The 18,013-nt window shown below is 59.7% G+C and carries 19 protein-coding genes, 4 tRNA genes and 2 pseudogenes; 10 read left to right on the top strand and 15 right to left on the bottom strand.

Going from position 1 to position 18,013, the window contains the following annotated elements:
* Positions 1–125 precede the first annotated feature (125 nt).
* Together F475_RS09690 and F475_RS09685 are read left to right on the top strand one after the other, a co-directional pair.
* On the top strand, positions 126–908 hold the full coding sequence (locus F475_RS09690) for a hypothetical protein (protein ID WP_111453802.1): 783 nt from the start codon (positions 126–128) through the stop codon (positions 906–908).
* Positions 909–979: 71 nt separating this feature from the next.
* Positions 980–1,567, top strand: a complete 588-nt coding sequence (locus tag F475_RS09685) for a hypothetical protein (protein WP_111453801.1) — start codon at positions 980–982, stop codon at positions 1,565–1,567.
* A gap of 11 nt (positions 1,568–1,578) precedes the next feature.
* On the opposite strand, the gene F475_RS09680 is transcribed toward F475_RS09685, so the two are convergent.
* From F475_RS09680 to F475_RS09670, 3 genes are all read right to left on the bottom strand, one after another.
* Positions 1,579–2,295 carry an alpha/beta hydrolase gene (locus tag F475_RS09680; protein ID WP_064617002.1) on the bottom strand — a complete coding sequence of 239 codons (717 nt, stop codon included), beginning with the start codon at positions 2,293–2,295 and terminating at the stop codon, positions 1,579–1,581.
* 129 nt (positions 2,296–2,424) lie between these two features.
* Entirely contained in the window at positions 2,425–3,537 is a 1,113-nt protein-coding gene (locus tag F475_RS09675; protein ID WP_111453800.1) for a succinylglutamate desuccinylase/aspartoacylase family protein, read from the bottom strand.
* Between the two features lie 121 nt (positions 3,538–3,658).
* Positions 3,659–4,438, bottom strand: coding sequence for an ABC transporter substrate-binding protein (locus F475_RS09670; RefSeq protein WP_111453799.1), 780 nt, complete (start codon positions 4,436–4,438; stop codon positions 3,659–3,661).
* Between the two features lie 321 nt (positions 4,439–4,759).
* Between F475_RS09670 and F475_RS09665 the strand changes: the two genes are divergently transcribed.
* Entirely contained in the window at positions 4,760–5,410 is a 651-nt protein-coding gene (locus tag F475_RS09665) for a type 1 glutamine amidotransferase (RefSeq protein ID WP_111453798.1), read from the top strand.
* Here F475_RS09665 and F475_RS09660 read toward each other — a convergent pair whose 3' ends face one another.
* On the bottom strand, positions 5,411–5,845 hold the full coding sequence (locus F475_RS09660) for a rhodanese-like domain-containing protein (RefSeq protein WP_018928075.1): 435 nt from the start codon (positions 5,843–5,845) through the stop codon (positions 5,411–5,413).
* 101 nt (positions 5,846–5,946) lie between these two features.
* On the opposite strand from F475_RS09660, the gene ftrA reads away from it, so the two are divergent.
* The 5 genes from ftrA to F475_RS09635 all read left to right on the top strand — a co-directional run bounded on the left by ftrA (position 5,947) and on the right by F475_RS09635 (position 10,312).
* On the top strand, positions 5,947–6,918 hold the full coding sequence (gene ftrA / locus F475_RS09655; RefSeq protein WP_111453797.1) for a transcriptional regulator FtrA: 972 nt from the start codon (positions 5,947–5,949) through the stop codon (positions 6,916–6,918).
* 258 nt (positions 6,919–7,176) lie between these two features.
* A complete protein-coding gene (locus F475_RS09650) occupies positions 7,177–7,365 on the top strand; it encodes a DUF1843 domain-containing protein (RefSeq protein ID WP_018928077.1) in 189 nt (62 codons plus the stop codon).
* Positions 7,366–7,406: 41 nt separating this feature from the next.
* The gene (locus F475_RS09645; RefSeq protein ID WP_018928078.1) at positions 7,407–8,042 is read left to right on the top strand and encodes a DUF1842 domain-containing protein; all 636 of its coding nucleotides are present in this window, start codon (positions 7,407–7,409) and stop codon (positions 8,040–8,042) included.
* 54 nt (positions 8,043–8,096) lie between these two features.
* A complete protein-coding gene (locus tag F475_RS09640) occupies positions 8,097–8,678 on the top strand; it encodes a DUF1842 domain-containing protein (RefSeq protein ID WP_018928079.1) in 582 nt (193 codons plus the stop codon).
* A gap of 170 nt (positions 8,679–8,848) precedes the next feature.
* Positions 8,849–10,312, top strand: coding sequence for a GDL motif peptide-associated radical SAM/SPASM maturase (locus F475_RS09635; RefSeq protein WP_111453796.1), 1,464 nt, complete (start codon positions 8,849–8,851; stop codon positions 10,310–10,312).
* Positions 10,313–10,407: 95 nt separating this feature from the next.
* On the opposite strand, the gene F475_RS09630 is transcribed toward F475_RS09635, so the two are convergent.
* Entirely contained in the window at positions 10,408–10,773 is a 366-nt protein-coding gene (locus F475_RS09630) for an SPOR domain-containing protein (RefSeq protein ID WP_007938113.1), read from the bottom strand.
* Between the two features lie 250 nt (positions 10,774–11,023).
* Here F475_RS09630 and csrA point away from each other — a divergent pair, with 250 nt between their 5' ends.
* Positions 11,024–11,218: a carbon storage regulator CsrA gene (csrA, locus tag F475_RS09625; RefSeq protein ID WP_007938114.1), complete on the top strand. Its 195-nt coding sequence runs from the start codon at positions 11,024–11,026 to the stop codon at positions 11,216–11,218.
* Between the two features lie 193 nt (positions 11,219–11,411).
* Here csrA and F475_RS09620 read toward each other — a convergent pair whose 3' ends face one another.
* From F475_RS09620 to F475_RS09600, 5 genes and pseudogenes are all read right to left on the bottom strand, one after another.
* Positions 11,412–11,867, bottom strand: coding sequence for a DUF2214 family protein (locus tag F475_RS09620; RefSeq protein WP_018928082.1), 456 nt, complete (start codon positions 11,865–11,867; stop codon positions 11,412–11,414).
* A gap of 171 nt (positions 11,868–12,038) precedes the next feature.
* Positions 12,039–12,287 (bottom strand): annotated as a pseudogene (locus tag F475_RS31005) (hypothetical protein); the annotation flags it as partial.
* Positions 12,288–12,494: 207 nt separating this feature from the next.
* Positions 12,495–12,713: pseudogene (locus tag F475_RS31000) on the bottom strand (hypothetical protein); the annotation flags it as partial.
* Between the two features lie 178 nt (positions 12,714–12,891).
* Positions 12,892–13,359 (bottom strand): anti-virulence regulator CigR family protein, encoded by a 468-nt coding sequence (locus F475_RS09605; RefSeq protein ID WP_026286579.1) that lies wholly within the window; start codon positions 13,357–13,359, stop codon positions 12,892–12,894.
* A gap of 202 nt (positions 13,360–13,561) precedes the next feature.
* Positions 13,562–13,638 (bottom strand) — tRNA-Val (locus F475_RS09600).
* 183 nt (positions 13,639–13,821) lie between these two features.
* Between F475_RS09600 and F475_RS09595 the strand changes: the two genes are divergently transcribed.
* Entirely contained in the window at positions 13,822–15,105 is a 1,284-nt protein-coding gene (locus tag F475_RS09595; protein ID WP_018928085.1) for an FAD-binding oxidoreductase, read from the top strand.
* A 264-nt stretch (positions 15,106–15,369) separates the two neighbouring features.
* On the opposite strand, the gene F475_RS09590 is transcribed toward F475_RS09595, so the two are convergent.
* From F475_RS09590 to F475_RS09570, 5 genes are all read right to left on the bottom strand, one after another.
* Positions 15,370–15,446 (bottom strand) — tRNA-Asp (locus F475_RS09590).
* Positions 15,447–15,551: 105 nt separating this feature from the next.
* A tRNA-Asp gene (locus F475_RS09585) sits at positions 15,552–15,628 on the bottom strand.
* Between the two features lie 54 nt (positions 15,629–15,682).
* A tRNA-Val gene (locus F475_RS09580) sits at positions 15,683–15,758 on the bottom strand.
* Between the two features lie 269 nt (positions 15,759–16,027).
* On the bottom strand, positions 16,028–16,804 hold the full coding sequence (locus F475_RS09575; protein ID WP_018928086.1) for an SDR family oxidoreductase: 777 nt from the start codon (positions 16,802–16,804) through the stop codon (positions 16,028–16,030).
* A complete protein-coding gene (locus F475_RS09570; protein ID WP_111453795.1) occupies positions 16,801–18,012 on the bottom strand; it encodes an O-succinylhomoserine sulfhydrylase in 1,212 nt (403 codons plus the stop codon). The genes F475_RS09575 and F475_RS09570 overlap by 4 nt, the downstream gene beginning before the upstream one ends.
* Position 18,013: the final 1 nt, after the last annotated feature.

Here is an 18,013-nt window from a genome sequence, read left to right as displayed (position 1 = left end):
GAGCGCGCAGCTTAGACGTTTCGCGCACCCGGGTGTAGGCGCTCAATGCTTGCGCAGAGACCGCCTTAAGCAATCCATCGCCCGCAATGCTAACGTGACCGGCACACACAAATGGAGATGCGTGCGTGCTGATGCTCAAGCTGCTGGTGATTCCGGGGTTTCTGTTGCTGATTTCCCTGGCCGGTAAACGCTGGGGACCAAGCGTGGCCGGTTGGCTGTCGGGGTTGCCGGTGGTGGTCGGGCCGATTCTGTTGTTCCTCGCCATCGAGCAAGGCCATGTGTTCGCCGCTCAGGCGGCAACGGCGGCGCTGTCAGCCATGTTCGCGATGATTGCCTTCTGCGTGACGTATGCCCAGGTCGCACAACGCTTGAGCTGGCCGTGGGCGCTAACGATGGCGCTGCTGGTCTGGACGTCGGTGGCTGTTGTGCTGTCGCTGATCCCGCCATCGCTGGCGCTCTCGGTGATCGCCGCCGCCACCGCGTTGCTGGCCGCGCCGTACCTGTTTCCCTCGGTGCAACCCGTCGTTTCAGGCCCGGCGCCCAAATCCGACAAACTGCTGCTGCGCATGATGGCTGGCGCCCTGCTCACGTTGGCCGTGACGGTGCTGGCCAGCACCGTCGGCGAGCGCTGGAGCGGATTGCTCGCAGTGTTCCCGGTGCTGGGCAGTGTGATGGCTGTGTTTTCCCAGCAGACTCGCGGTCCGGCGTTTACGGCGGCGTTGCTGCGGGCTACAGCTACCGGGATGTATTCGTTCGCGGCGTTTTGTCTGGTGCTGGCGTTGGCGTTGCCGAGGTTCGGCTGGACGGGATTTGCATTGGGGATAGGCGCCTCGCTCGGGATGCTGTTGGTGACTAAACAACGGGCATTGCGCCCAGCGCCTTATCGTTTCAACGAACGGCAACGATGATCACCCTGCACCCTGTTCGCGATCCATGGGATGATCGCCGTCATAGCGCGACCACCCTACGGAGAGTTTGAATGTCATTGTTGAGTAAAAAAGCCGTTGTTCTGCTGCTGACAGCGGCTGCCAGCCTGGGGGCCTTGAATGCGCAGGCGGCCAAGGCCACTTCCAGCGACAAAGCGCCGACCCAGAAGGTCTCGATGCTCGGCGGCAAGTTCACCTTCACCCTGCCCAAGGGCTTCATCGCCAATCCGCTGCCGGCCGGCGACGCGGCCACCGGCACCGCCGGGGCGACGGGCACGATGTACACCAACCAGACCACTAAAACCGTAGTCATCGCCGCTGAAAACACCATTCCCGGCGGCGCCAACGTCAAGGACAACGACGGTGAGTTCCTCGACGCCACCGTGTCCGCCTTCGCCACCGAGCAACGCAACGCCTTGCCGGACTTCAACAAGCTGAGCGAAAAAAGCCTGACCCAGAAAAGCACGGGGCTGGGCCTGCGACAGATCGACAGCACCGCCACCCAAGGCGGCGGCATGACCCTCGACACCTCGCTGATGGCCGCCTCTGGCACTCGCATGGCCATCATTCAGGTCATCTCCCGCCCCAACGACAAAACCGGCCACGAAACGCTGGTGAACCAGATCATCACCGGCAAATAAACCCGACCGGCTCAGGGATTGAGGCGCTGCAACCAGGCGCTCAAATCCTGCATCTCGGTGGCGCTGATGCTGTGGCCGACACCTTCGTAGGCATGGAACTCGGGCTTGAGTGACAGGCGTTGCAACAGGCTGTCGGCCTCAGTGCCGTCGGTGTAGGGCAGGCGTTTGTCGGCGGTGCCATGACCGATGAAAATCGCCAGCGACTGGCGTTTTTCATCCGGTTTGAGTTCGGACTTGAGCACCGGCAGGATGCGCCCGCTCAACGCCGCAATGCCGCCCACCGCCTCGGGATGACGCAACGCGACTTCATAGGACATGATCGCGCCCTGGCTGAAGCCCACCAGGAAAACCTTGTCCGTTTCGGTGTGATATTTCTTTGCCGCTTGTGCCACGAAATCCAGCAGCACCTGGCCGCTAGCCTTCAGGTCGTCCGTCTCGCCGTTATAGGCGCCCTCGCCCTTTTTGCGAAACCACTGGTAACTGCCCTCTTCCAACGTCATCGGCGCCCGCACCGACAGGTAGGTGTACTGCGGCGGCAATTCATCCTTGATGCCGAACAGGTCCTGCTCGTTGCTGCCGTAACCGTGCAGGAAAATCACCAAGGGCTGGTTACGGGATTCAACGTTGGCCTGTTCCAGGTACTTGAGCGGCAGATCGGTGTGTAGCGGGATTTCAGCGTGGACGGCGGTGGACGCCAGGAGCGTGAGCAGAGCGAGAAACTTCAACATAAACCTTCCTTCACAGCGCGCAGGATTCGGGGCAGAGCCTAACATCTCTTCCCGCCGATGCACCGTTTCCCTCTGATGCACCGCGCCCCCGCAGGAGGCAGCGCCTACATGTTGAATCGCGTCGGGACGTCAGTCGTTGACCAGTTTCCCGACCCGGATCGGCTCACGTCCGGCGACTTTCGCCTGCCAGGTGCCCGGTTGCGTGTAGCGTCCGCGATCGATGGCAAACAGCACGCCGCTGGTTCCGGCGCACACGGTGGTGGCCCGGTCGCTCAATGGATCGACTACTTCAAACAACGCGTCGCCCCGCTCCACCCATTCACCTGAATTGCGCAGGAAACTGACCACCCCGTGATGCGGTGCAAACAGGTACTCGGTGCCTTCGAACGGCAGGCCCTCACAGCATTCGCTTGGCGCTGACGGCCAGGTGCCGGTGATGAAACCCTGTTCGGCGAGGAACCCCAGGATCGCCTCGCAGTTGGCCTGGGCCTGATCGACCCGTGTATCGCCCATGCTACCCAGCTCCAGCGTGGTCGCCAGGTTGGCCGGCGGGATCGCTGCCTCGGGAAAGGCCCGTGCCAGGCGCAACCACGGCGTAGAGCACGACTCATCGAAAGAGCTGCCGCCGGAATCCTCACACAACAACGCCACCCCGGCCTTCAGGCGAGCCGCCAGGGAGCGCCATTGCGGCCAATGCTGCGGCAAGGCATACAGGTGAATCGCCGCGTCGAAATCGCAATGCAAGTCGAGGGTGATGTCGGCCTCGCAGGCGTGGCGCAGCAGCAAGCGGTGCATGGCTTCCAATTGCGAAAGCGGTGCCGGCAAACCATCGAGCACCTGCCCCATGGTCTGGCGAATCAGTACGATGTTGGCCTGGGCGTCACCACCCAATTGATCGCCGATCAACTCAGCCACCGGTGCGCTGAGTTCAACGAACGAGCGGTTGAAGTTCTTGCCGCTGCCCAATTCGAAGCGACCCATGTGGCTGCCTTGCAGGTGCTGATCGAGGCCGATGGGATTGGCCACCGGCACCAGTTCGATGATGCCCTGAAGTTGCCCCTGGGCTTCGAGCTCGGCCAGACGCTTCTTCAGTTCCCAGGCGGTGCGCATGCCCGGCAGTTCGTCCGCGTGCAGGCTGGCCTGGATGTAAACCTTGCGAGTACCCGCGCCATAACGAAACACGCTGAGCGTGCGTTCAGTCCCCAGATGGCTCCAGGGCAGTGAATGATCGATGCGTTGCATGGGGACTCCTGAATATCTGTGCGATGAGGCCATTCTTGTGGGAGCGAGCCTGCCCGCACCCACAAAGTCCAGCATGAAAAAATGGCCACCGCATCCACGGTGGCCACTTCTCTACGGCGTATTAATGGCCGTAAACATCGAAGTTGAAGTACTTGTCCTGCACTTGCTTGTACTTGCCGTTGGCGCGAATTTCAGTGATGGCGGTGTTGAATTTGTCTGCCAGCTCTTTATCGCCCTTGCGCACGGCAATACCGGCACCACCGCCGAAGTACTTGGCGTCTTCGTAGGTCGGGCCGACAAACGCGAAGCCTTTACCGGCATCGGTTTTCAGGAAACCGTCGTCCAGGTTGACCGAGTCGGCCAGCATCGCGTCAAGGCGACCGGCAACCATGTCCAGGTTGGCTTCCTGCTGGGAACCATAACGCACCAGGTCGATGCCGGCCGGCACCAGCACTTCGGTGGCGAAGCGGTCGTGGGTACTGGCGCGCAGTACACCCACTTTCTTGCCCTTGAGCTCGGTCAGTGGATCCTTGACGTTGGTGCCTTCCTTCATCACGAAGCGCGCCGGGGTGTGGTAGTACTTGATGGTGAAATCGACGTTCTTCTTGCGGTCGTCGGTGATGGTCATGGACGACAGGATCGCGTCGATTTTCTTGACCTTCAGGGCCGGGATCAGGCCATCGAACTCTTGCTCGACCCAAGTGCACTTCACTTTCATCTGTTCACACAGCGCGTCACCGATGTCCACGTCGAAACCGGTGAGTTTGCCGTTGGGGGTTTTCATCGAGAATGGCGGGTAACCGGCTTCGATCCCGAGGCGAATCGGTTTGGCGTCTTCGGCCACGGCGGTCAGGGACAACATCGACAGTGCCAGGGCACCGAACATCACTCGCTTCTTCATTTATAACTCCTGTGTGCGGAGGCTTTTATTGGCAGCTTTCGATTGGCAACTTTCGGCTAGTGAAGACCGAAGTGGCCGGCAGTCTAGAGCGGCTACAGGAGGGCAAATTGTGTTTAGGCGACAAATACTTATAAAAAAGAAGCCGAGGGATTCGAGGCACTTGAAGTGTGCTCCGAGGTGGTGCAAGGACTGTAGGACAATCCTTTGCTTGAGACAAAACCTACACGTTTTCGGGTACTGATCCGATCGAAGAGTCGCACTGGCGATGAACCATTTTTTGCCTCACATTGACCCGCCAACCGCCCCCACAAGAGAAACGTGATGCCCGCGCTGAATCTGATCCAGCACCATCCTGCCGAAGGCCCCGGCGCCATTGCCGAATGGGCCCGGTCCCGAGGCATTACCCTGAACGTGTTTCGCGCCGACCTCGGTCAGTTGCCGTCGGTGAGCGCGACACCGCTGATTCTATTGGGTGGGCCTTATGAATCAGGTGCCGGGCCGGTATGGCTGGAAACAGAGCGTCAGTGGCTGGCGGGCAGCCTGGATCAGGGCGCGGCGGTGTTCGCGATTTGCCTGGGGGCGCAGTTGCTGGCGCTGAGCCTGGGCGGCAATGTGCGGCGGATGGCTCACACCGAAACCGGCTGGACTACCGTGACCTTTGCCGATGGCCAGACGCTGAAGGTGCTGGAATGGCACGAAGACGCGATCGATCTGCCGCCCTCTGCGCAGTTGCTGGCCAGCAGCGAGGTTTGTGAGCAGCAGATGTATCGCGTTGGCCCGACGCGGGTGGGGTTGCAGTTCCACCCGGAATGGAATGCTGAATCGGTGGCGATCCTCAATGAGCACTTTGGCGAGGAATCACCGTTGCCCCGGGAGCCGCAAGACAGCGTCGCCTATGCAGCTGTGTTTGACTGGTTGCGGGTGACGCTGGATGGATGGTGGAGCGCTTCATCAGCTAATCGCCACACCTAGTCAGCATTCACACCTAATGGTCAACGCAACGGCGGGTTGCACCGCAACACTCAACTCAAACCCTTCATCCAGCCACCCGGTCACCCCGCCGATCATCTCCTTGACCGGGTAACCCAGCGCCGCCAGTTTCACCGCAGCCTTGTTGGCGCCGTTGCAGTGAGGTCCGGCGCAATAGACCACAAACAGCGTGGACTTCGGATAGGCCGCCAAGCCATCAGCTGTGATCAATCGACTCGGGATGTTGATCGCGCCTGGCACATGTCCGCGTTCGAACGCCAACGGTCCGCGCACGTCCACCAGAACAAAATCCACCTCGCCGGCCTCTTGGCTGCTGTAGACGTCGGAACAATCGGTTTCGAAGGTCAGACGATTGCTGAAGTGCATCAGGGCGATGGCGGACGGGGCTGCGGGAATCTCGCGAACCAGGCTAGGCATGGGCTGTACTCCAAAGTCTCAGTGGGTGTGAGAAAACTTTATCTGCTCCGGCCTTGCCGCTACAGTGGCGCACAAGACACTCACCGGGAATTTTCCGCCAAATGCAGCCCACCCCAGGTTTAGTCGCGATTCTGGCCTACGACGGCCTCTGCACCTTCGAATTCGGCATTGCCGTGGAGATCTTCGGCCTGGCGCGGCCAGAGTTCGATTTCCCTTGGTACGAGCACCGCATCGTCGCCGTCGACCAAGGGCCGATGCGCGCCATGGGCGGCATTCAGGTGCTGGCCGACGGCGGGATGGAACTGCTTGAGCGCGCCCGAACCATCATCATCCCCGGCTGGCGCGACCGCAGCGCACCGGTGCCGGAGCCCTTGCTCGCCGCCCTGCGTCAGGCTCATGCCCGGGGCGCGCGGCTGCTGTCGATCTGTTCCGGGGTATTCGTACTGGCGGCCACCGGTTTGCTGGACGGTCACGGCGCCACCACCCATTGGCGCTACACCGCTGAACTGGCCGAGCGCTTCCCGAACATTCTGGTGGATCCGGACGTGCTGTATGTCGATTCGGGTCAGTTGATCACTTCGGCAGGCAGCGCCGCCGGCATCGATGCCTGCCTGCATCTGGTCGCGCGGGATTTCGGCACGCAGGTGGCCAACTCGGTGGCCCGGCGGTTGGTGATGTCGCCGCAACGCACCGGCGGCCAGGCACAGTTCATTCCGTCACCGGTCAGCCCGACGCCGCGCAGCGATCTGTCGCGGGTCATGCAGTGGGCGCGGGAACGTCTGCATGAACCACTGGAGGTTCGCGACCTCGCCAGCGAGGCGGCCATGAGTGAGCGCACGTTCCTGCGGCGGTTCACCGAAGCCAGCGGTATGCCGCCCAAAGCGTGGCTGCAGCATGAACGCCTGGCCCGGGCCCGCGAGCTGCTGGAGAGCACGAATCAAAACACTGACCAGATTGCCCAGCGCTGCGGTTATCGCTCGGTGGAGAGTTTCCGGGTGGCATTTCGCAGCGTGGTCGGCGTGCCGCCTTCGGTGTATAGGGAACGGTTCGGGCGCAAGGTCAGTGCTGTTTGAATCATCTCAGTCCGGGGGCGTTACAGACCGCCCCATCACTCTTTATCAATGGCGATAAAAACAATAAGGACTCATGAGGAATCGCACTAACTTATCGCCAATCTTAATATCAAATATCTCGACTGCTCACCCACCGCGATAAATAAAACAATATTAAAAATTACTCTTGCGCAGCCCATTGCATATTTATCGGCGCCTGCTTAACTGCAAAAACTGCTGATGACAGCAGTGCCCGCAAACACCACGGAAGGAATCGTTATGAGCACTTCAACTCGCCATAGCATGCCCCCCTATGGGGTGGCCATCCAAGGCGCGATCAAGGCAGGCGACCTGCCGCAAATGAAGACGCTGTTGAAACAACGCGATGCATCCACACCAGAAAATAAAGAGCTAAAAACTGCTTACGAGCAGTTGGTTAAGGAAATCGCACGCCTGGAAAAGCACTAATAGCTATTTCCGCTCCCCTTATTGCAACGGAGGCAATAATTATGTCTGGTTCTAATCAGCAACCTGTCGGCTTGTTCCCGCTCTGCTACCGAATTGGTACTTCGGCCGCGGGCGCACAAAACCTGGCACTCAATCTTCTGGTTTTTACCCCAGATCAAACGGTAAGCGGCACTGCCGAAATTACTCAGGCCACTAACCCGCCATTGGATGTGCACTCCGATGTCTGGGGCGAATACACCTACCTGACGGTCATGAGCCCTGGCGTCAGCAAGATCCTGATCACCGCTCAAGGTAATAACGGCGGCCCAGGCTCGAACTCAATCGTGAATTTCAAGCTGCACTTGGTGGTCGGTAGCGACTGGAGAGAAGGCGTCGCCAATTACGAGTACTTCAATGGTGAACGGTGGGTCCAGGTCACTGCTCCCGCTCATCTTGTCGAGGCGGTACCCTCCAACGCTTATAAATCGGTGCCTTTGGAGCCCGGCCCGGTCATTCCAGCCTATCCACCGATCATGCCGCTGTACGCCGCACCGATTCAAAGTGCCATTGCCAGCGGTGACCTGGCCCAGATGAAAAACCTGGCCCGCCTGGCCCAACAACAACTGGATCAGCAACCCCAACTGCAGAGCGCGCTTGAAACGGCCAAGGGCGAAATCAGCCGGCAGGAACGCCGCTGACCCGCTCACGAAACATGCCCGAGTTGTCCAGAATACAAATAAGGGAGTAGCACCATGTCAATCGGACTTTTTCATACCCGCCTGAATGTCAGTAGTCACCTATTGGGCGCACCGGTTTTAACCCTGGACCTGCTGGTAGATACCGTAAAGAAAAAAGTCAGCGGGGTTGCCAGCATTTTCCAAAGCACCTATCCGCCTCTCAACTTCCGTGCCCGTGTATGGGGTGAATACTCCGAGGCCAAACTGGTGCCGACGGCCGAAAACCACATCATCCTCACCTTGGCGGGCAGCCCGAGCGGCCCTCTCAGCCAGATCGCCCAGACTTTCGGCTTGAAAGGCATTTTAGGCGCCGACTGGGCGAGCGGTTATGTCGACTACAAGTACCAGGACCAGGGTATCTGGCATTACGTGAAACACGCAGCTGTCAGCCAGGCCCCAGTGATTGAGCGCCCAGAGCATCCGCACCATGCGGTGCCGCTCTATGCCGTCGCGGTACAGCAAGCGCAAACCAGCGGTGACCTGGCGCAACTGAAGTCCGTGGTGAGCCAGGGTGAACAGCAATTGGCCAACAGCGGTGCCCTGCGCAGCGCTCTGGAGCAGCTGAACGCTGAAATCGCCCGCCTGGAGGCCCGCTAACCCCAGGCAGTTAAGCGCAACCCCCTGTGGGAGCAGGCAAGCCCGCTCCCACAGACTCCGCGCTATAGACCAACAACAAAAGGTAAATCCGGTCGCGCCATTGACTCAAGGAAGGCGCGAACACTTCGATGGATTCGTGCCGCGCACGCGTTGGTGCGCAAGGATTTCCCATGTCAGACAGTCGCCCTGCCCGCTACCTCAGTGAAACCGACCTCAAACGCTACGTGCCGGTGCATGTGGTCTGGGAAATCACTCTGGCTTGCGATCTCAAATGCTTGCATTGCGGCTCACGCGCCGGCCATCGACGCCCCGATGAACTGAACACCCGGGAGTGCCTGGACGTCATCGATTCCCTGGCGGCACTCGGCACCCGCGAGATCACCCTGATCGGCGGTGAAGCCTATTTGCGCAAGGACTGGACCCAACTGATCCAGGCTATCCACGATCACGGCATGTATTGCGCGATACAAACCGGTGGGCGCAACCTGACGCCCGCAAAAATGCAGGCAGCGGTGGACGCCGGACTCAATGGCGTCGGTGTGTCACTGGATGGACTGGCCCCACTGCATGACGCAGTGCGCAATGTTCCGGGCTCGTTCGACAAGGCGGTGGACACCCTGCGACGCGCCAAACAGTCCGGGCTTGCGGTGAGCGTCAACACACAAATCGGCGCGGTCACGTTGCCCGACTTGCCCGAGCTGATGGACCTGATCATCGACCTCGGCGCCACTCATTGGCAGATCCAGCTGACGGTCGCCATGGGCAATGCCGTCGATCACCCGGAGCTGCTGTTGCAACCCTACCAACTGCTGGAAGTGATGCCGTTGCTGGCGCGCCTCTACCGCGAAGGGGTTGATCGCGGCCTGCTGATGAACGTGGGCAACAATATCGGTTACTACGGCCCTTACGAGCACATGTGGCGTGGCTTCGGCGACGAACGCGTGCACTGGAGCGGCTGCGCCGCCGGCCAGACCGTGCTGGCGCTGGAAGCCGACGGCACGGTAAAGGGGTGCCCGTCATTGGCCACGGTGGGGTTTTCGGGCGGCAACGTACGCAACATGAGCCTGCACGATATCTGGCATTACAGCGAAGGCATGCACTTTGGCCGCCTGCGGTCGGTCGACGACCTGTGGGGCTACTGCCGAGGCTGTTACTACAACGACGTCTGCCGTGGCGGCTGCACCTGGACCTCGCACTCCCTGCTCGGCAAACCCGGCAATAATCCCTACTGCCATTACCGCGCGCTGGACCTGCAAAAACGCGGGCTACGCGAGCGCATCGTCAAACTCGAGGACGCGGCAAAAACCTCCTTCGCCGTCGGACGTTTTGATCTGATTACCGAGCGCATCGATACCGGCGAGAAGGTGAACAGCGTCAGCGACAGCGGCCAGGTGATCAAACTGGCCTGGGCGAACCAGGGCCAGAAATCGCCTGACGAAGGACGTATTCCACCGCAACTGGCGCTGTGTCGTGGCTGCTTGCAGTACATCCATGCACACGAAGTGACGTGCCCCCACTGCGACGCTGATGTCGCCGCCGCGGAAGCCGCGCACCAGACAGACCGTGCCCGGCAACAAGCGATCATCAACACCCTGACCGGCCTGCTGGGGTTGCCGCAAAATAACTTGATGTGACGTTTATGCCGACGCATCACCAGGGAAGCGACCTCGAAGATCGCTTCCCTGGCACATCACCCGGCATGCGGGTCTGCGCATTGCGAAAAGGACGGTTACTGAGCCGTCGGGTGTTCGACGATCAGCGATTCGATGTTCATCTTTTTCGCCCGGGTCAGCGCCGCCGTTATTTCAGCTTGCCTGGCCTGCGCCTCGGCTTGCGAACCGAACGGCCCGACCAGAATACGAACCTTTCCATTTTCCTTCACGACGTTGGGAACGAAGCTGTGCTCAATCAACCAACCGCTCAGGTCACTGACCGCCTGGGGTGTCTCGCCGCGCACTTCGACATCCCACTGCGGGCCCGTTACCGCCGCGGGAACGGAGGCGACTGCCGGTTGCGGCTTTTGAGCGTCAACCCCTTTATCCTCACCGCATCCGGCCAGCGTCAGTACCGCGATTACCAAGACCATTTTGCGCACAACGCTTTCCTCCGAATGCTTAAAGCGGCGATTTTAACATCCATGGATCCATCCCGAGTGCCGCAAAATGGGCTCAAAACAACGAGAATGATGGTGGCGGCCTCTGTATAGTTACACCTTGGGAATTAATGCAGCATCTGCGCGTCAGAAAGAGGCACCCAAACCGTGAAACTTCGCACTAATCTATATCTAATACCGACCTCTGCACTGTCCGAATCAGGTGCCCTACAAAGCAATCAAGGAGAAAACCATGCTGATACTCACCCGCAAAGTCGGTGAAAGCATAAACATCGGTGATGACATTACGATCACCATCCTGGGCGTTAGCGGCCAGCAAGTCAGGATTGGCATCAACGCCCCGAAAGACGTTGCGGTGCATCGCGAAGAAATTTATCAACGCATCCAGGCTGGCTTGACCGCCCCGGACAAGCCGCAAACGCCCTGAATCCTGCTGCAGTCAGTAGCCAGCCCATTCTGCCTCGAGTAACGGCTGGCTAAGATTCAAGTGCCGCATCGTTCTGCGCTCCGTCTCTCTTTGCGATGCCATCGCAACACGGAGCCGATACTACTGCCCTGGCTCCTGCCATGACTGTCAGACGTTTCGGATTTGCAGCGAGAAAGAGCGCTCCCCTGCCCGGTTAGCCAAACGTCACACCACGCGCCATGCCCGTGGCCGCCACGACCATCAGCACCAGCAACAGCGCCTCGATATGACTGATACGGGCAAACAGCGTTGCGCGCCCGGTATCTATAGCCGCGCCGCGCCCCAGCGCAATCCGCCATTTGATCAGCGTCACCATCGGTGCAATCTCAAGCAACAGGATGAACACCAAGAGCGTCATCTTGAGATGAAACAGGGGTTGGTGAAGATAGTAATCAGTGCCTTTTTCGTACCCGCCAAAGGCTCGTAGCCCACCCGTGATCAGCAGAGTGACTGCAGAGATCCCCCACAGATTATCTGCAATCAAAACACGGCGAGCGTCCCCTGCCCCGGCACTCAGACGACGTAACGCCGTACCGCGGGTCAGTACAGCCCAAAAACCCAGACCAAAGGCCAAGAGGTGAACCGCCGCCAGAAACCAGTGAGCCAGCATCGACATACTCCCATCAGGACAAAGTTGAATCAGCCTTACAGTAGTAGTCCATCGTGTCGGATTTGCTCACGCATGTAGCTGGGCTGATCTCCCGCACCTCGCCATCGGGCAAATTGCAGGCGAAAAAAAACCGGGTTCCTGATGGATACCCGGTTTTTGAGAGTCCTGGACTTAATCCAGTCGTTTCGAGATCGAAGTACGAGCGCTGCTCAACCCTTTCGTGTTGTGATCGCCAGGCGTAGTGGCCGAAATGGCAGAGGCCTTGGCAACTCCTCGCGTGTCCCTGGAATGCGCAATGCCCGAAGTGACTGCGCCATGGCCACGGTCACTGTTACGTTCGCTACCAAAGTGGTTGCCATTGACGCCACGGTCCCGGACGGCTTTGCCGGCGTGATCACTGCTCAAGCCTGCGCCACGGCCGACATGGGTGCCACTCAAGCCTGCGCCACGGCCGACGTGGTCGCTGCTCAAGCCTGCACCACGACCGACATGGGTGCCACTCAAGCCTGCGCCACGGCCGACGTGGGTGCCACTCAAGCCTGCACCACGGCCGACATGGGTGCCACTCAAGCCTGCACCAAGGCCGACATGGTCGCTACTCAAGCCTGCGCCACGGCCATTGCTACTGACGCCGCCGGAATGGCCGGAACCGCCGTTGCCACCATGACCACCGCCGTTACCGCCGCCATTGCCACCACCGTTACCACCGCCGCCACCACCTCCATTGCCACCATCCTTCGCGTAGGCGGAGCTCATGATGGACAGTTCAGCGGGCAATAACGGGGCGGCTGCAAGCATCATCACGCAGGACATGACGGCAACAAAACTCTTGTTTTTTAATAGCATGGTGAGGTTCCGTGGAGGTTGATATTGCACGGAATAATTGACCGTCTCCACCCCACACAGTTCAAAGGCCGGCGACCAGCGGGCAAGCAATGTGCAGTGATCGAACCGGCACACTGCTTCCCGCGATGTTGCTGGTCGTTATACGGCAAGGGCGCAATTGAAATTTATCGCCCTCACATCAATCGAACGCACCATTGAGCACCTCGTAGATGATCCCGGTAGCGATGGCCACCAAAATCAAGTCAGTGCCAGCCTGCTGCCACTCATAGCCATCGTAGTGGGGAAGCTGGCCGAGCAGACGGCCATCGAGTTTTTTGGCGATCCCCGGCGGCAGAGGTTTACCGCGCGCGAGGTTTTTCTGAATACCGGGTGGCAAGGCGGGCCCGGGGCTCCAGTAGCCACGATAACCACCCACGATGCCAAGGACGTTACCGTGGTCGATGCTCGGGCCGTGACTCCAATCGCCCCCCCCTGAACCTTTCCCCTTGTTTCCATGGCCGGAGTTGCCATGGTCCTGGTTGTATTGTGGATTTCCCTTGCCACCTCCCTGGCCTTTCCCGTTTCCCGGGTCGGCCAATGCAGTCACTGAACCAGACACCAAGGCAAGACACGTCATAGCGGCGATCAACGAGCGAGATCTAAACATATCCATTCTCTCCGAAAGGGGATGTCCCCTGAAGAATGTAGACGGCTATGGCGGTATTAGTTCAGCAACAGTGTTTACTGGAAGTGAGGCGCCGAGTTGGCGTTTTTGAGGATTTTGCAAAAACCAGGTAAATCGCAGACAACAAAAAAGGGCCCACCTTTCGGTGAGCCCTTCTAGACCGCCCAGCAGAGCGGATTTTGTTTGGTAGGCGCGATTGGACTCGAACCAACGACCCCCACCATGTCAAGGTGGTGCTCTAACCAACTGAGCTACGTGCCTGCTGTGAGGCGGCATTCTACGGAATTCCGGAGGGGTGTCAACACCTTTTTTTCACCTAACCCTATGAATATGCAAAATATTTAATTTCTCTGTGGCAAAGAAGATTTTCCGGTGGCTGGCGGTCGATTTTTAACTCGGGTAGGATCAATGCACTCGTAAAATATATTAAACAGAGGCTGCAGGATGGCGAACACTCCCTACCCAGAGTCCTATTACGCCGCGTCGGCCAATGCGGCACCAGCGCGCCCGGCCCTGCAGGATGATGTAGAGACTGATGTCTGTGTAATCGGCGCCGGTTACACCGGCCTGTCCTCTGCTCTGTTCCTGCTGGAAAACGGTTTCAAGGTTACGGTGCTGGAAGCCGCCAAGGTCGGGTTCGGTGCGTCGGGACGCAACGGTGGCCAGATCGTTAACAGCTACAGCCGTGATATCGATGTGATTGAGCGCAGCGTCGGCCCCAAGCAAGCTCAGTTGCTGGGGCAGATGGCGTTCGAAGGTGGGCGGATCATTCGTGAGCGAGTGGCCAAATATAATATCCAGTGCGACTTGAAGGATGGCGGTGTGTTCGCCGCCATTACCGACAAGCAGATGGGCCATCTGGAGTCTCAGAAGCGCCTGTGGGAGCGTTTCGGTCATACGCAGCTTGAGCTGTTGGATCAGCGTCGCATCCGCGAGGTAGTGGCTTGCGATCAATATGTCGGCGGCATGCTCGATATGAGTGGCGGGCATATTCATCCACTCAATCTTGCCTTGGGCGAAGCAGCAGCCGTGGAGTCGTTGGGCGGCACTATTTACGAGCAATCGCCGGCAGTGCGCATCGAGCGCAGTGCCAACCCGGTGGTGCATACGCCTCAGGGCAAGGTCAGGGCCAAATTCATCATCGTCGCCGGCAACGCGTACATCGGCAATCTGGTGCCGGAGCTGGCGGCCAAGTCGATGCCCTGCGGGACTCAAGTGATCACCACCGAACCCTTGGGCGATGAATTGGCCAAGCGCCTGCTGCCTCAGGACTACTGCGTCGAAGACTGTAACTACCTGCTCGACTACTACCGCCTGAGCGCCGACAAACGCCTGATATTTGGTGGCGGCGTGGTGTATGGCGCGCGGGACCCGGCGAACATCGAGGCGATCATTCGACCGAAGATGCTCAAGGCCTTCCCGCAACTCAAGGACGTGAAGATCGATTACGCCTGGACCGGCAATTTCCTGCTGACCCTGTCACGTCTGCCTCAGGTCGGGCGACTGGGCGATAACATCTACTACTCCCAGGGCTGCAGTGGCCACGGCGTGACGTATACGCACCTGGCGGGCAAGGTATTGGCCGAAGCATTGCGTGGTCAGGCTGAACGCTTCGACGCCTTCGCCGACCTCCCCCACTACCCGTTCCCCGGCGGGCAATTGCTGCGCACACCGTTCGCCGCGTTGGGCGCTTGGTATTACGGGTTGCGGGACAAGCTTGGGGTCTGATCGACCGACTCAGGAGCGGCGACTTCTTGTAGCGAAGTCGCCGTCGAAGCCCAACAGATGTCAGTGGCGCGCAAAGTGACTCGGCCGTTGTAGCGCCGAGACTGGATGCAGAAGGATCAGAGCGCAAAGGCGCGAAAGAAGAAAAAGCCAAATCGCAGACACAAAAAACCCCGGTCTTTCGACCAGGGTCTTTGCTATCGACTCGAAGATTGCCAACGGCCTTCTTCGTAGCTTCAAGGCGTTCAGTGGGCCTTGAGGCAGATATGGCGCAGCGGACGGGACTCGAACCCGCGACCCCCGGCGTGACAGGCCGGTATTCTAACCGACTGAACTACCGCTGCGTATCGCTTTGAGCTGACGCTCAAGTAACTCGTCTGATTGAAACTTCGAGACTTTTCAATCTCGCTTTTCAATCTCGAACCAGGGTAAACCTGACTCGGAAAATATGGCGCAGCGGACGGGACTCGAACCCGCGACCCCCGGCGTGACAGGCCGGTATTCTAACCGACTGAACTACCGCTGCGCGTCGGTGGAGGCTTTTCAGCTTCCCTCTTGCTTACACAAGAGTCTCAAGAGTTGGTGGGTGATGACGGGATCGAACCGCCGACATTCTGCTTGTAAGGCAGACGCTCTCCCAGCTGAGCTAATCACCCTTTGCATCTCTGAGGCCGCGAAATTTACGCAGGTACCGAAGCTAAGTCAATACCCCGCTTGAAGTTTTTCTAAAAAAGACAAAATCGTGTCATTCCGGACTAGGCCGACAACCGTCAGACCGCTTTCGCGAGCACGCTCGCCCCCACAGTGGACCGCGCCTCTTCAGACAACAGGTTTTCTAATGTGGGAGCGACCCGACTCTCGGCGGCGAGCCGACGATGATGGCAACACATTCAACATCAATGCCGGGGACGGCGCCCCTGCCCTGTTACTCGCTGTAAATCATCTTCTTGGTCATGCCACCATCGACCACAAACTCCTGGCCCGTGACAAAACCAGCGTTCTTCGACAACAACCAGGCCACCATTGCCGCCACGTCCTCGACAGTCCCTACCCTGCCCGCCGGATGCTGCGCATGATCGGCGTCAGTCAGCGGTTCGGCGCGCCGTGCCGCTGGATCCCGCGCATCGATCCAGCCGGGACTGACCGCATTGACGCGAATCTCTGGCCCCAAACTGATGGCCAGGGCGTGAGTCAGGGCCAACAGGCCGCCCTTGCTCGCCGCATAAGCCTCTGTGTCGGGTTCCGACTGCGCGGCGCGGGTCGAGGCCAGGTTGACGATGGCGCCGCTGTGAGCGCGCAGGTACGGCGCACAGTGCTTGGCCAACAGCATCGGCCCACTGAGGTTCACTGCCAACACCCGGTTCCAGTAGGCCAGGTCGAGGCTTTCCAGGGTGATGTTGTGCGGATCGGCCACCGCCGCATTGCACACCAGCGCATCCAGACGCCCGAACTGCCCCAGCACCTCGGCCACACCCAGCGCCACCTGCGCTTCATTCGCGACGTCCATGGCGATGAACCAGGCGTTTTCGCCGAGCACCTTCGCCACTTTCGAACCACGCTCGCGATCCAGATCGGTCAACACCACCTGCCAGCCTTCGCTGATCAGCCAGGCCGCAATGCCCAGGCCAATGCCGCGCGCGGCACCGGTGACCAGCGCGACGCGGCCATGGGTACCCGTGGTCGGCGACGACAACTCGATCACAAGGCAGCCAACCCGCGCGCCAGATCGGCTTGCAGGTCTGCCACGTCTTCCAGACCGACCGCAATGCGAATCAGGCTGTCACGAATCCCCGCAGCTTCACGCTCTTGCGGCGCCAGACGGCCGTGAGAGGTGGTGCTCGGGTGCGTGATGGTGGTTTTGCTGTCGCCCAGGTTGGCGGTAATGGAGATCAGGCGAGTCGCATCGATAAAGCGCCAGGCGCCCTCTTTGCCGCCTTTGACCTCGAAGCTTACGACCGCACCGAAACCCTTCTGCTGACGCTGGGCCAGTTCGTGCTGCGGATGGCTCTTGAGGCCGGCGTAATGGACTTTCTCGATGCCGTCCTGCTGCTCCAGCCACTCAGCCAGTTGCTGGGCATTGGCGCAATGCGCCTTCATGCGCAGGCTCAGCGTTTCCAGGCCCTTGAGGAAAATCCAGGCATTGAACGGACTCAGGGTCGGCCCGGCAGTGCGCAGGAAACCGACGACTTCCTTCATCTGCTCGCTGCGACCCGCCACGACACCGCCCATGCAACGACCCTGGCCGTCGATGAACTTGGTCGCCGAGTGCACGACAATGTCCGCGCCCAGCTTCAGTGGCTGCTGCAGCGCAGGCGTGCAGAAGCAGTTGTCGACCACCAGCATCGCGCCCTTGGCGTGAGCGATTTCCGACAGGGCGGTGATATCCACCAGCTCGGCCAGTGGGTTGGAAGGCGATTCCACGAAAAGCAATTTGGTGTTGGCCTTGATCGCCGCATCCCAGCCGGACAAGTCCGCCAGAGCTACGTAATCGACTTCGATGCCAAAGCGCTTGAAGTACTTCTCGAACAGACTGATGGTCGAGCCGAACACGCTGCGCGACACCAGCACGTGATCGCCGGCACTGCACAGGCTCATTACCACCGCCAAGATCGCGGCCATGCCAGTCGCCGTAGCCACTGCTTGCTCGGCGCTTTCCAGCGCGGCAATGCGCTCTTCGAACGCGCGCACGGTCGGGTTGGTGTAGCGCGAGTAAACGTTACCCGGCACTTCACCGGCAAAACGCGCAGCCGCGTCGGCGGCGGTACGGAATACGTAGCTGGAAGTGAAGAACATCGGATCACCGTGTTCGCCTTCCGGCGTGCGGTGCTGACCGGCGCGTACGGCCAGGGTATCGAACGCTACACCTTCGAGGTCGCTGTCCAGCCGACCGGCATCCCAATCCTGACTCATG

The organism is Pseudomonas sp. URMO17WK12:I6 (assembly GCF_003253625.1).
Lineage (GTDB): Bacteria > Pseudomonadota > Gammaproteobacteria > Pseudomonadales > Pseudomonadaceae > Aquipseudomonas.
Note: the sequence above shows the minus strand (reverse complement) of the source record. Positions and strands in the feature narration are given on the sequence as shown.